Genomic DNA, 13,311 nt, shown 5'->3' on the forward strand with positions numbered 1-13,311 from the left:
GCATGTAGGTTACACATGTCCAATCGCTATTCGAACCTTTTTACCCAACGTAATTCACTGGTACTTTTATTGTTGGGGTTTGCTTCGGGCCTTCCCTTAGCTCTGACCGGTGGTACGTTGCAAGCCTGGATGACGGTTGAAAACGTCAGCCTAAAGACCATTGGTATTTTCTCTTTGGTTGGTCAAGCCTACGTCTTTAAGTTCCTCTGGTCCCCTTTGATGGACCGCTACACCCCTTCATTTCTGGGGCGACGGCGCGGCTGGTTGATCATCAGCCAACTGTTATTAATCGTCGCCATTGTCGCGATGGGCTTTATGGAACCGGCTAAACATTTATGGTGGCTGGCCGCTATCGCCGTGCTGGTTGCATTCTGTTCTGCATCGCAAGATATTGTTTTTGATGCCTATAAGACCGACTTACTCACGGCAGAAGAACGCGGCACAGGGGCTGCCATATCAGTATTAGGCTACCGACTGGCGATGTTAGTTTCTGGCGGGTTGGCGCTATGGATTGCCGATCGCTATCTTGGCTGGCAATCCACTTACTGGCTGATGGCTGGTTTGATGTTAATTGGGGTCTTTGCCACCATTTTCGCTCCTGAACCCGACATTCGAATTGCTCCGCCAAAAACGCTGGAAGAGGCAATCGTCGCACCATTACGTGATTTTTTTGGTCGCAACAATGCCTGGTTGATCCTGCTATTGATCATATTGTATAAAATGGGTGATGCTTTTGCGGCCAGCTTAAGCACCACATTTTTAATCCGTGGCGTTGGTTTTGATGCGGGCGAAGTGGGGCTGGTTAACAAGACTCTGGGGCTGATTGCTACCATTATTGGTGCGTTATATGGCGGCCTGTTAATGCAGCGGCTGAGTTTATTCCGTGCTTTGATGATATTCGGTATTTTGCAGGCAATCTCGAATGTGGGTTATTGGCTGCTATCCATCACGGATAAAAATATCTTATCGATGGGCAGCGCCATCTTCCTGGAAAACCTGTGTGGTGGCATGGGAACTGCCGCTTTTGTCGCCTTGCTGATGACACTGTGTAATAAATCGTTCTCCGCGACACAATTTGCCTTGCTCTCAGCACTCTCGGCTGTGGGACGAGTTTATGTCGGCCCTATTGCGGGTTGGTTTGTTGAGACTCATGGCTGGCCTCTTTTCTATTTATTCTCAATTGCAGCAGCCATTCCAGGGTTAATACTGCTTTATATCTGTCGCCAAACACTGGAACACACCCAGAAAACGGATGAATTTCTACCTCGAACCGCCTTTAAAAATGCCTACCGTTGGGCGCTGCGCTTCTTAACCATCGGCTGTGCATTACTTGCAGCATGGCTAATTTTGCTTATCACCAATGCACTGGATTGGACTTCTGCAACAGAAGTGGCCGATATCTTGCTATTGCGCGGAATTCAGCTCAGCGTGGTGGGCATGGTGTTAGGCGGGATACTGGATTATCTGGCGCTCAGGCGGGAAAAACTCGCGTAATACACCATATTGACAACATAAGGCCGGTACTTGTACTGGCTTTTTTATACCTGATGAATAAACCTGCCAAATACATCACCGCTCAATTATTGAGCCACATCACAAATTTCAGTAACCCTTGCAAATTATTATTCATAAAACGAGATCTTCATCACTCTGAACTATTTATCCTTTCGTGCTGTGAGACTATGATGAGCGCACTTTTTGTTAAGGACTGTGTCCTTTTGTTTCTTCTGACATCTTTTAACTACACAGAGGCATTTATGCGTAAAATTCTTATCGGTGCGCTCGCACTGACTGCAATCACTTTGGCTCCGGCAGCTCAAGCTGAGTACCAGTGGGGGTTTGGTAATATCAGCATGAACTATCTTGACTGGACCCGCAGCACTACGCATAAATCAGGTGATTCTTCACATAAAGATGACTTCGCCTATATCGAGTTGGAAGGCGGCGCTGGCTTTAGCTGGGGCGAGGTTTACGGTTTCTTTGACCTGGAAAACCCATTCAACTCAAAGACAGCACAACCGGGTGATAATCAACGCTATACCTTCAAAACGACGGGTCGTTACTATTTAGGCGATAGTGGTTTCAACTTGTATGGTCATGTTTACGGCACTTACTCACTGCCCAGCGCTGAAGGCAACAATTACAGCAACTTCCACGAAGTAAATACCCTGTACGGGATCGGCTATAACGCCACCGTCGCTGGCGTGTGGATGAAGCCTTTCGTCGCACTGCACTATGTTGACCAGACTTACTATTCAGGTAACAACGGTTATGTGGTCGGTTGGGTTGCCGGTTATGACTTTACCGCTTTTGAAGAAAAATTCAGTATCACCAACTGGAACGAGCTTGAATTCAACCGTGCAGAGCGTTATGCCGCAGGTAATGGTGGCCGTAATGGGGTAAATGGTGCCATCGCGCTTTGGTGGACACCAGTTAAGCAATTTACTACCGGTATTCAGTATCGTTATGCCTATAACAAATTAGGCGAAGATTTTTTACAAGATGGCATCATTTACTCAATTAAATATAATTTCTAACTGAGTGATTCCGAGGTGCCTATTTATGACGCCTCGGAATTATTTTTAATTAACCCCTGCATCACATATTATTTACAGAAAATAAGCTGACGTCTCAATTTAAAATCAGTATTTACCACGAATAAAAGCGTAATTAACGTTATTTTTCCTTAACATCCACGGTTTCCATACCTGACACTATCGCCAACATATTGTTGCCATTAGTAAATTGTCACGTAGAGTAACATCTGTGACCCCCTTAACATAAAGTGTCAACAAGCCGCTGACACAATCTTAAGCATGTTTACAGTCTTGCAACCTTCCCGTAAAATGCCCGCACACATGAAACGACAATAGAGCCCTTTTGTAATTGAGGTCGTTAGATGAGACTTAAGAAATACATTAAAAATATGGGGATGTTGTCTTTATTAGCCGCCACGGTAATGCTCAGTGGTTGCGATATGGTATTGATGAACCCCAAAGGCGCAATCGGAGTCGAACAGAAAACACTGATACTTACTGCTATCGGTTTGATGCTGATCGTCGTTGTTCCGGTTATTTTTATGGCGTTCGCTTTTGCATGGAAGTTCCGCGCGTCCAACAAAAGTGCGACCTACACCCCAAACTGGTCCCATTCCAACAAAATTGAGCTTGTTGTCTGGGCTGTTCCAATCATTATCATCGCCATTTTGGCAACGATAACCTGGAAAACCTCCCACGAACTTGACCCGTTTAAACCGATTGAAGTGGCCGGTAAAAAACCGATTACCATTGAAGTGGTTTCTCTCGACTGGAAATGGCTATTTATTTATCCAGAACAAGGTATTGCTACAGTAAATGAACTGGCTTTCCCTACTGATGTTCCGGTGAATTTTAAAATCACCTCTAATTCAGTAATGAACTCGTTCTTTATTCCCCAGTTAGGCGGGCAGATTTATGCGATGGCCGGGATGCAAACCAAGCTGCATCTTATTGCCAATGAAGCCGGTAAATACAATGGTATTTCCAGCAGCTTCAGCGGTAAGGGCTTCTCTGGTATGAAATTTACTGCAATCGCAACACCGACGCAGGAAGACTTCAACCAGTGGGTTGCACAAGTGAAAAAATCGCCAAATACCCTGAATACCACTGAGGATTTCAATAAACTGGCTGAACCGAGCGAAAATAACCCGGTTGAGTATTTCTCCAGCGTCAAGCCGGAGATGTTTAAAGGAATCATTGGCAAATTTATGGGCGATATGAACATGCACCAAAAAGGCGATGACATGCATAAAGGCATGGATATGAGTCAGGGCATGGATATGGGCGAACACGCCGCTCACGCCGGAGCCGAGGAATAAACGATGTTGGGAAAATTAACACTTGATGCGGTTCCGCTACACGAACCAATCGTTATGGTTACCGTTGCTGCGATTGTTCTGGGTGGGCTGGGATTAGTCGCCGCTCTGACCTATTTTGGCAAATGGAAATGGTTATGGAGCGAATGGCTGACTTCGGTTGACCATAAAAAAATCGGTATTATGTACATTCTGGTCGCCATGGTCATGCTGTTGCGTGGCTTTGCCGATGCCATTATGATGCGTAGTCAGCAAGCACTTGCTTCTGCTGGTGAGGCAGGCTTCTTGCCGCCTCATCACTATGATCAGATTTTCACCGCTCACGGCGTTATCATGATTTTCTTCATGGCGATGCCTTTCGTAGTGGGCTTGATGAACGTGGTCGTACCACTACAAATCGGTGCTCGTGACGTTGCCTTCCCGTTCCTTAACTCCCTGAGTTTTTGGTTCTTTGTGGTCGGGGTGGTGTTAATTAACATCTCTCTGGGGGTCGGTGAATTCGCGCAAACCGGTTGGTTGGCCTATCCGCCACTGTCAGGTAAAGAGTACAACCCAGGTGTCGGGGTCGATTACTGGATCTGGAGTCTACAGATTTCTGGTTTAGGTACCTTGCTGACCGGTGTTAACTTCTTCGCCACTATTTTGAAAATGCGTGCCCCTGGCATGTCGATGATGAAGATGCCTGTCTTCACATGGGCGGCACTTTGCACCAACATTTTGATTATCGTTTCTTTCCCGATCCTGACTGTGACCGTCGCGTTACTGACGCTGGACCGCTACCTTGGCACCCATTTCTTTACCAATGATATGGGTGGCAACATGATGATGTACATCAACCTGATTTGGGCCTGGGGCCATCCGGAAGTGTACATTCTGGTTCTGCCGGTGTTCGGTGTGTTCTCCGAAGTGACCGCGACCTTCTCCAGAAAACGCTTGTTTGGTTACACCTCTTTAGTGTGGGCCACCATCGCGATTACCGTTCTGTCGTTTATTGTTTGGCTACACCACTTCTTTACTATGGGGTCCGGTGCCAACGTTAACGCCTTCTTCGGTATCGCGACGATGATCATTTCCATCCCAACCGGGGTGAAAATCTTCAACTGGCTGTTCACTATGTACCAAGGCCGTATTCAGCTTAACTCAGCAATGCTGTGGACCATTGGCTTCATCATCACCTTCTCTATCGGTGGGATGACCGGGGTTCTGCTGGCGGTTCCGGGTGCAAACTTCGTGCTGCATAACAGTCTGTTCCTGATTGCCCACTTCCATAACGTGATTATTGGTGGTGTGGTGTTCGGTTGCTTCGCTGGTCTGACTTATTGGTGGCCTAAGTCCTTTGGCTTTACGCTAAACGAGAAATGGGGTATCCGTGCCTTCTGGTTCTGGATTATCGGCTTCTTCGTTGCCTTTATGCCGCTGTACGTACTGGGCTTTATGGGCATGACCCGTCGTTTGAGCCAGGATATCAACCCTGAGTTCCACTCAATGTTGATGGTGGCCGCTGGGGGCGCTGTACTGATTGCCTGCGGTATCTTGTGCCAGGTTATCCAGGTGTTCGTCAGTATTCGTGACCGCGAGCAGAATCGTGACCTGACCGGTGACCCGTGGGGTGGCCGTACGCTGGAGTGGTCTACCTCTTCCCCGCCGCCGTTCTATAACTTCGCCGTTGTACCTGAAGTGACTGACCGTGACGAATTCTGGGATATGAAAGAGAAAGGCGAAGCATACAAACGCCCAGCGAAATACGAAGAAATCCACATGCCGAAGAATACCGGTGCAGGTGTGATTATTGCTGGCTTCAGCTTGATCTTCGGCTTTGCCATGATCTGGTACATCTGGTGGCTGGCCATCGTTGGCTTCGTCGGCATGATTGTGACCTGGATTGTGAAAAGCTTCGACGAGGATGTTGATTACTATGTGCCGGTTGCAGAAGTGGAGCGCATTGAAGATCTTCATCATGAACAAATCAGCAAAGCAGGCGTGAATCATGTCAACTGAAACTCTGACTAACCATAACGTCGCCCATGCAGAGCATGGGCATCACGATGCAGGAGCGACGAAAGTCTTTGGCTTCTGGATCTACCTGATGAGCGACTGTATTTTGTTTGCGACATTGTTCGCAACTTATGCAGTGCTGGTAAACGGAACCGCTGGCGGCCCTTCAGGCCGGGATATCTTCGACTTGAACTTTGTTCTGGTTGAAACCTTCCTGTTGCTGTTCAGTAGTATTACTTACGGCATCGCTATGCTGGGCATGAACAAAGGCCACAAAAACCAGGTTAACACCTGGTTAGGTCTGACCTTCCTGTTCGGCCTGGGCTTTGTGGCAATGGAAATCTATGAATTCCATCACCTGATTGCTGAAGGCTATGGCCCGGATCGCAGTGCGTTCCTGTCCAGCTTCTTCGCACTGGTTGCCACCCACGGTATTCACGTTACCGCTGGCCTGGTTTGGATCATCATTATGATGATTCAAGTTGCAAAACGCGGCCTGAATGAAACTAACCGTACCCGCCTGATGTGTCTGAGCTTGTTCTGGCACTTCCTGGACGTGGTGTGGATCTGCGTATTCACCGTTGTCTATCTGTTAGGAGCCATATAATGAGTCACCAAACATCTGGTCATCCAACAACGACTCACGGTGGAGCCAGCCACGGTAGCTTGAAGTCATATCTTATCGGCTTCATTCTGTCGGTCATTCTGACTGTGATTCCATTTGCGATGGTGATGAGCGGTACCGCTTCTCATACCACTATTCTGGCCACGGTGGTCGGTTTAGCTGTAGTGCAGATTATCGTTCACTTAGTGTACTTCCTGCATATGAATGGATCGTCTGAAGAACGCTGGAATCTGGTGGCGTTCCTGTTCACCGCTATGATTATCGCAATCGTTGTAGTGGGCTCACTCTGGATTATGTACAACCTCAACATCAATATGATGGTTGACTGAAGAGCTGCATGTGATGATTAAGCAATACCTGCAAGTAACTAAACCAGGAATTATTTTCGGCAATTTAATTTCTGTCGTTGGGGGATTTCTCCTCGCTTCCAAAGGCGTGATTGATTACCCCCTTTTTCTCGCCACCCTGTTCGGTGTCTCGTTAGTTGTTGCCTCCGGGTGCGTATTTAACAACTATATCGATCGTGACATCGACCGCATCATGGAGAGAACGAAGAATCGTGTCCTGGTCAAAGGGCTTATTGATCCGAAAGTGAGCCTGATTTACGCATCCGTACTGGGTATTGCTGGCATGTTACTGCTCTACGTGGCTGCCAATCCATTAGCCATGTGGCTGGCAGTCATCGGTTTCGTTATCTACGTTGGGGTTTACAGCCTCTACATGAAACGTAAATCAGTCTACGGTACGTTGATCGGCAGCCTGTCAGGTGCCGCTCCACCGGTGATTGGTTACTGTGCAGTCACCGGTCAGTTCGATATGGGTGCATTGATTTTACTGCTGATTTTCAGCCTGTGGCAGATGCCGCACTCCTACGCCATCGCGATTTTCCGCTTTAAGGATTATCAAGCCGCCAACATTCCGGTGCTGCCAGTGATAAAAGGCATATCGGTCACCAAAAACCATATTACCCTTTATATCTTGGCATTTATGGTCGCCACCTTGATGCTGACCTTAAGTGGCTATGCCGGTTACAAATACCTGGTTGTCGCTGCTGCGGTAAGTGTCTGGTGGTTGGGTATGGCGCTGCGCGGCTACAAAGCGACCAATGACAGCGTTTGGGCGAGAAAACTCTTTGTCTTCTCAATCATTGCTATTACGTCATTGAGCGTCATGATGTCGGTTGATTTCAATGTTCCTTCCTCGGCTGGATTACTGACTTACATCGGGTAACACCATTCGTATTGATATTAAAGTGGCTGTCTTATCAGCCACTTTTTATTTCTGCCCTACCCTGCTAAACCGCCCCTGTAATACATTCTAAACATCAATAGATTTACCCACTGGCCCTAACATCATTACAATGGCGCAGAATGTTTTTTTGAGGTGGTAATGAACGACAATAAAATGACCCCGCTAGAGCTTCGGGCAACTTGGGGGCTGGGTACGGTATTCTCTTTGCGTATGCTTGGCATGTTCATGGTTTTGCCGGTTCTCACCACTTATGGTATGGCGCTTTCCGGTGCCAGCGAAGCGCTGATCGGCATTGCAATCGGTATCTACGGGCTGGCCCAGGCCATTTTCCAGATTCCCTTCGGATTGGTTTCTGATCGCATAGGCCGCAAGCCATTGATCGTCGGTGGCCTGTTAATTTTCGCTCTTGGCAGTGTGATTGCAGCCATGAGTGATTCCATTTGGGGCATCATTCTGGGCCGCGCGCTGCAAGGCTCTGGGGCTATCGCCGCCGCAGTCATGGCGTTGCTGTCTGATTTGACTCGTGAGCAAAACCGAACCAAAGCGATGGCTTTTATTGGCGTAAGCTTCGGCATCACCTTTGCTATCGCAATGGTGCTTGGGCCAATCGTGACTCACGCCTTTGGCCTACAGGCGCTGTTTTGGGGAATTGCTGTTCTGGCCTTGTTAGGCATCGTCATCACTCTGGCAGTGGTGCCGAACGCCGATAACCATGTGCTTAATCGCGAATCCAGTATCGTCAAAGGCAGTGTGAGCAAAGTGCTCAACAACAGCCGGCTACTCAAACTCAATTTTGGCATCATGTGCTTGCACATTTTATTGATGTCGAGCTTCGTGGCTTTGCCACAAATGATGGACAGTGCCGGTTTAGCCCCAGCCCAACACTGGGTTGTCTATCTGGTGACGATGTTGGTTTCCTTCGCCGCCGTGGTGCCGTTTATTATTTATGCTGAAGTTAAACGCCGCATGAAGCAGGTCTTTATGGGCTGCGTCGCCGTGTTGTTTGCCGCCGAAGTTGTATTGTGGTCTGCGGGGCAACAACTGTGGATTATTATTGCAGGTGTACAGCTATTTTTCATTGCTTTCAATGTGATGGAAGCAATCCTCCCCTCATTGATCAGTAAAGAGTCGCCAGCCGGTTATAAAGGTACGGCAATGGGGATTTATTCCACCAGCCAGTTTATTGGTGTGGCTATTGGTGGCAGCTTGGGTGGCTGGCTGTTTGGTATGGAAGGGGCAAGTATGGTATTTGCTGGCGGTGCGGCTATCGCGCTGGTGTGGTTTGGCGTGAGTGCCACCATGCAAGAACCCCCTTATGTCAGTAGCCTGCGAATTACCTTGTCTGAGCTGGCGGTAAAAGACTCGGCTCTGGAGGAGCGAATCAAGGCGCAACCGGGTGTCACGGAAGCAGTCGTGGTGAGAGACGAGCGCAGTGCTTACGTTAAAGTCGATACCAAAAAAACCAATCGTAACCAGCTAGAAGCGCTAGTCAACGCGATATAAACAAAAGCAGGTACAAAAGTGATATAGGCTTTTGTACCTGCCTTAGCTATAAATCAATCGCGGAAGTTATTGAACTGGAACGGCTGGCCCAGATCAGCGCCACGAATCAATGCCATCACGCCCTGCAAGTCATCACGCGCTTTGCCGGTAACCCGAACTTGTTCGCCCTGAATCTGAGCCTGAACTTTCAGTTTGCTGTCTTTAATCAGCTTAACCAGCTTTTTAGCCTGCGCACTTTCAATACCTTGCTTTAGTTTGGCGTCCACACTGTAGGTTTTACCACTGCGATCCATCTCTTTTGGTATTTCCAGTGCCGCACCTTCAATGCCGCGCTTACTCAATTGCGCCCGAAGAATATCCAGCAACTGCTCAACCTGAAAATCAGATTCGCTGGTGACTTTGATACTTTCGTTCTTCTCATTTAACTCAAAACTTGCCGGAATATTACGAAAATCCCAACGGTTCGCCAGATCACGGGTGGCGTTCTCAACTGCGTTACGCACTTCCTGCATATCAATTTCAGATACGATGTCGAAAGATGGCATGTTCCCTCCTCCTGATAAGATGAATGGTGAGCATAATAACCGCTTTATCGCCGTAGACAAAGCCAAGCCGTTGATAATGACTTAACTCACGCCATATGGCAGCTAAGCCTACGTTTAATGACTAAAAAGTCTATAATCAAGGCATAATACTTAGAAATAAACCGTGTGTTGTCCGCTGATACCAAGGAGGTCTCAATGATAATTACTGTGCTTGGTTGCGGAGCTCTCGGGCAGTTATGGTTATCCGCGTTATACCAACAAGGCCACGATGTACAAGGCTGGCTTCGAGTACCACGCCCCTTTTGTTCCGTCAATGTCATCACACTCAATGGTGAGGCATTCAATCAGAACCTCCCCACCAATGATCCAGAGCATCTGTGGGAAAGTGATCTCTTGCTGGTGTGCCTAAAAGCGTGGCAGGTGTCCAGCGCGGTCACGGTGTTGCTGCCCAAACTTAACCCTAAATGCAAAATTTTGCTGTTGCATAATGGCATGGGGGCGGATCAAGAATTACCGCGCAATGAGTTCACTATCCTGCAAGGTGTCACCACCCATGCCGCACGTCATGACGGTAACACGATTGTCCATATCGCCAGTGGGATTACTCATATCGGCCCAACCTCACCTACCGCAACCGATATCAGCCATCTGGCCGATGTATTGCATCAGGCGCTACCGGATGTGGCCTGGCATAACGATATCTCAGCGGCCTGTTGGCATAAGCTGGCGGTAAACTGCGTGATTAACCCGCTTACCGGCTTGTATAACTGCCGCAATGGTGACTTGCAGCGTTATCCTGAACTCATTGAGACATTATGTGCTGAAGTGGCCAGTGTGATGGAAATGGAGGGCTACCATACCTCAACAGAAAGCCTGCTCGGCTATGTTAATGATGTTATCCAGAGTACGGCAGATAATATCTCATCACTGCTGCAAGACTTGCGCTGTCAGCGGCATACCGAAATCGACTACATTACCGGTTATTTACTGCAACGTGCCCGCCACCACGGTATGGTTTTACCCGAGAATACCCGGTTGTATGACTTAATTAGACGTAAGGAAAATGAGTATGAGCGTATCGGCGCTGGTTTGCCTGGCTCCTGGTAGCGAAGAAACCGAGGCCGTCACCACGATTGATATTCTGGTGCGCGCCGGTATTAAGGTCACGACAGCCAGTGTCGCCAGTGATGGGGCATTAGAAATAGTGTGCTCACGCGGCGTCCGTTTATTGGCCGATGTCCGACTGGTGGATGTCACGGATCTAGAGTTTGATGTGGTAGTGCTACCCGGTGGTATTAAGGGGGCTGAGTGTTTTCGCGACAGCCCTATACTGGTAGAAATGGTACGCCAAACCCATAACGAGGGCCGATTAGTAGCTGCTATTTGTGCCGCCCCCGCTTTAGTGCTTGAGCATCACAAGTTATTCCCGGTTGGCAATATGACCGGTTTTCCGGCATTGAAAGATAAAATTGATCCGACTAAATGGATGAATCAACGCGTTGTTTATGACCGTCGAGTCAATCTGGTTACCAGCCAGGGGCCAGGCACATCCATTGATTTCGCACTAAAGATTGTTTTTTTACTGCTCGGACGAGAAAAAGCCGCAGAGGTTGCCTGGCAACTAGTACTACCGCCAGGGATTTATAACTATACCCTTCGGACTTGAAGCCGCAGGGTTGTTAGCTACGCGCGTTCACCCGAATCACTTACCGTCGTGCGCTCATCGGGATGAGTTTGCTGGCTGCCTACCTGCAACTCCAATTACTTTGGGTATATAATGAATATGATCATAGCAACCACTGCGCAAGCTCAGAATGGCAAAGCGCAGTAGCCGTTAACATCCCGCAACAAGGCGTAGCGAGCGAAAGCAGTTTGGGTGCGCCCTGCGCGCAGAACCCGGAGCGTACAGGTAGTACGTGAGGAGTTCGAGCACCGCGCAATCCCAAAATCCACACGCACAGTAGCCGTTAACTTATCACCGTTAAGGGCGGTAAACTTTCACGTTGGTATACCCCTGCTCGCGCAGATACAAAGCCTGCAAACGGCTCATCACACCACGATCACAATATAACAAATAGGTTTTGCTCTGATCCAAATCGGCAAATTGCGAACTTAGTTTATAGAATGGCAGTGCCCGCACTTCAACACCTTCCAGCTTGAGCGGTTTTTCATCTTGCTCATCCGGCGCACGGATATCGAGCAACACATCGCTATCCGCTAACTCTGCCACCGTTTCAACTTCCACCACTTGCTCACGGCTTTGTTCGGCAATTTCACGAATATCGACGTTTTTGGCTTCGCTGACTACCCGCGCCAGAATAGAGAAATCAAAGTGAGACTCCTCTTCTTCAATCTTGGCCTTAACCGCTTTTACCGTTGGGCTTTTTGAAATCACACCGCAATATTCTGGCATGGTCTTCGCGAAATCTTCAGTGCCGATTTCACGCGCCAAATTGATGATGTGCTCTTTGTCATGAGAAATCAGTGGGCGCAAGATCAGGGTGTCAGAAGCATTATCAATTAAACGCAAGTTGGTCAGTGTCTGGCTGGACACCTGCCCCAGCGCCTCACCGGTCACCAAAGCCTGCACGCCGTAACGTTCTGCCACTTGAGATGCTGCGCGCACCATCATGCGCTTCAATACCACGCCCATCTGACCGTCTTCGACTTTTTCAAGAATTTCGCCAACAACCGGCTCAAAATCAATGGCAACAAAACGCACCCGATGGGAGCTACCAAAACGATTCCACAGATAATGAGCCACTTGCTTAACGCCAATCTCATGGGCTGAGCCACCAAGATTGAAGAAACAATAATGCACACGACAGCCACGGCGCATCAGCATATAGCTGGATACACCGGAGTCAAAACCGCCTGAAATTAGAGATAAAACATCTTCCTGCGTACCAATCGGGAAACCGCCCAGCCCTTCGTGACGCGCCTTGATAAGCGTCAGTTTTTCCTGATCAACTTCCAGATGCACCGTTACCTGCGGATGGGTCAGTTTAACTTTAGCGCTTTCAATATGTTGATTCAGCCCGCCACCGACATAGCGCTCCACATCCCCAGAGGAAAACTCATGTTTACCACGACGCTTCACCCGAACACAGAATGTTTTCCCGACCAGTGTTTCGCGATAAGCTTCCAATGTCTGCTCAAAAATATTGTGCATATCGGTGTAGCTGCGATCTTCCACTTCGAGAATATGGTGAATGCCCGGTACACGGGTTAAAGCATCACAAATCTGTGGGCCAAGATTGTCATCTTTGGTACGAATTTCAATATGATCCCAATGGCGAACCACCGCGAGGGTATCATCCTCAAGGTTTTTCAATACGTTGCGGATATTGGTTGTGAGGATCTTAATGAAGCGCAATCGCACAGATTGACTCTTGATGGTGATTTCCGGGAACAATTTAATGATAAACTTCATGGCGGTTTTTAGTTGTCTGGTTATGGAGTGATGGCGTCGCTATCGATAGCAACAGTCAAAGCCGTTAGCAAAAATAGGCAAGCCGTGGAGTATATCATTATATGAT

At 48.3% G+C, this 13,311-nt stretch carries 12 protein-coding genes; 10 read left to right on the forward strand and 2 right to left on the reverse strand.

Annotated features, from left to right (window positions below; genetic code table 11):
* Positions 1-15 precede the first annotated feature (15 nt).
* The 8 genes from ampG to AT01_RS07220 all read left to right on the forward strand — a co-directional run bounded on the left by ampG (position 16) and on the right by AT01_RS07220 (position 9,227).
* Complete coding sequence (ampG, locus tag AT01_RS07185; protein WP_042546637.1) at positions 16-1,494, forward strand: muropeptide MFS transporter AmpG; 1,479 nt, start codon at positions 16-18, stop codon at positions 1,492-1,494.
* A gap of 263 nt (positions 1,495-1,757) precedes the next feature.
* A complete protein-coding gene (locus AT01_RS07190) occupies positions 1,758-2,537 on the forward strand; it encodes a nucleoside-specific channel-forming Tsx family protein (RefSeq protein ID WP_004703386.1) in 780 nt (259 codons plus the stop codon).
* A gap of 362 nt (positions 2,538-2,899) precedes the next feature.
* Positions 2,900-3,856, forward strand: coding sequence for a cytochrome o ubiquinol oxidase subunit II (cyoA, locus tag AT01_RS07195; RefSeq protein ID WP_004703387.1), 957 nt, complete (start codon positions 2,900-2,902; stop codon positions 3,854-3,856).
* Positions 3,857-3,859: 3 nt separating this feature from the next.
* Positions 3,860-5,851, forward strand: coding sequence for a cytochrome o ubiquinol oxidase subunit I (cyoB, locus tag AT01_RS07200; RefSeq protein ID WP_004703389.1), 1,992 nt, complete (start codon positions 3,860-3,862; stop codon positions 5,849-5,851).
* Positions 5,841-6,455, forward strand: a complete 615-nt coding sequence (locus tag AT01_RS07205; protein WP_042546638.1) for a cytochrome o ubiquinol oxidase subunit III — start codon at positions 5,841-5,843, stop codon at positions 6,453-6,455. The genes cyoB and AT01_RS07205 overlap by 11 nt, the downstream gene beginning before the upstream one ends.
* On the forward strand, positions 6,455-6,802 hold the full coding sequence (locus tag AT01_RS07210) for a cytochrome o ubiquinol oxidase subunit IV (protein WP_042546639.1): 348 nt from the start codon (positions 6,455-6,457) through the stop codon (positions 6,800-6,802). Before AT01_RS07205 ends, AT01_RS07210 begins: the two co-directional genes overlap by 1 nt.
* 13 nt (positions 6,803-6,815) lie before the next feature.
* On the forward strand, positions 6,816-7,703 hold the full coding sequence (cyoE, locus tag AT01_RS07215; RefSeq protein WP_004703393.1) for a heme o synthase: 888 nt from the start codon (positions 6,816-6,818) through the stop codon (positions 7,701-7,703).
* 159 nt (positions 7,704-7,862) lie between these two features.
* Positions 7,863-9,227 carry an MFS transporter gene (locus tag AT01_RS07220; protein ID WP_042546640.1) on the forward strand — a complete coding sequence of 455 codons (1,365 nt, stop codon included), beginning with the start codon at positions 7,863-7,865 and terminating at the stop codon, positions 9,225-9,227.
* Between the two features lie 53 nt (positions 9,228-9,280).
* On the opposite strand, the gene AT01_RS07225 is transcribed toward AT01_RS07220, so the two are convergent.
* On the reverse strand, positions 9,281-9,772 hold the full coding sequence (locus AT01_RS07225; protein WP_042546641.1) for a YajQ family cyclic di-GMP-binding protein: 492 nt from the start codon (positions 9,770-9,772) through the stop codon (positions 9,281-9,283).
* Between the two features lie 195 nt (positions 9,773-9,967).
* Here AT01_RS07225 and panE point away from each other — a divergent pair, with 195 nt between their 5' ends.
* The gene (gene panE, locus AT01_RS07230; RefSeq protein ID WP_042546642.1) at positions 9,968-10,879 is read left to right on the forward strand and encodes a 2-dehydropantoate 2-reductase; all 912 of its coding nucleotides are present in this window, start codon (positions 9,968-9,970) and stop codon (positions 10,877-10,879) included.
* Positions 10,842-11,438, forward strand: coding sequence for a protein deglycase YajL (gene yajL, locus AT01_RS07235; RefSeq protein ID WP_042546643.1), 597 nt, complete (start codon positions 10,842-10,844; stop codon positions 11,436-11,438). Before panE ends, yajL begins: the two co-directional genes overlap by 38 nt.
* 315 nt (positions 11,439-11,753) lie before the next feature.
* Here the strand turns inward: yajL and thiI are convergent, their stop codons facing one another.
* Positions 11,754-13,205 carry a tRNA uracil 4-sulfurtransferase ThiI gene (gene thiI, locus AT01_RS07240; protein WP_042546644.1) on the reverse strand — a complete coding sequence of 484 codons (1,452 nt, stop codon included), beginning with the start codon at positions 13,203-13,205 and terminating at the stop codon, positions 11,754-11,756.
* Between the last annotated feature and the right edge of the window lie 106 nt (positions 13,206-13,311).

Origin of the sequence: Yersinia aldovae 670-83 (assembly GCF_000834395.1) — a bacterium.
Lineage (GTDB): Bacteria > Pseudomonadota > Gammaproteobacteria > Enterobacterales > Enterobacteriaceae > Yersinia > Yersinia aldovae.

Bases quoted from the DNA above. Each gene is read 5' to 3' on its own strand.
- ampG (WP_042546637.1), top strand. From the start codon at position 16: ATGTCCAATCGCTATTCGAACCTTTTTACCCAACGTAATTCACTGGTA.
- AT01_RS07190 (WP_004703386.1), top strand. From the start codon at position 1,758: ATGCGTAAAATTCTTATCGGTGCGCTCGCACTGACTGCAATCACTTTG.
- cyoA (WP_004703387.1), top strand. From the start codon at position 2,900: ATGAGACTTAAGAAATACATTAAAAATATGGGGATGTTGTCTTTATTA.
- cyoB (WP_004703389.1), top strand. From the start codon at position 3,860: ATGTTGGGAAAATTAACACTTGATGCGGTTCCGCTACACGAACCAATC.
- AT01_RS07205 (WP_042546638.1), top strand. From the start codon at position 5,841: ATGTCAACTGAAACTCTGACTAACCATAACGTCGCCCATGCAGAGCAT.
- AT01_RS07210 (WP_042546639.1), top strand. From the start codon at position 6,455: ATGAGTCACCAAACATCTGGTCATCCAACAACGACTCACGGTGGAGCC.
- cyoE (WP_004703393.1), top strand. From the start codon at position 6,816: ATGATTAAGCAATACCTGCAAGTAACTAAACCAGGAATTATTTTCGGC.
- AT01_RS07220 (WP_042546640.1), top strand. From the start codon at position 7,863: ATGAACGACAATAAAATGACCCCGCTAGAGCTTCGGGCAACTTGGGGG.
- AT01_RS07225 (WP_042546641.1), bottom strand. From the start codon at position 9,772: ATGCCATCTTTCGACATCGTATCTGAAATTGATATGCAGGAAGTGCGT.
- panE (WP_042546642.1), top strand. From the start codon at position 9,968: ATGATAATTACTGTGCTTGGTTGCGGAGCTCTCGGGCAGTTATGGTTA.
- yajL (WP_042546643.1), top strand. From the start codon at position 10,842: ATGAGCGTATCGGCGCTGGTTTGCCTGGCTCCTGGTAGCGAAGAAACC.
- thiI (WP_042546644.1), bottom strand. From the start codon at position 13,205: ATGAAGTTTATCATTAAATTGTTCCCGGAAATCACCATCAAGAGTCAA.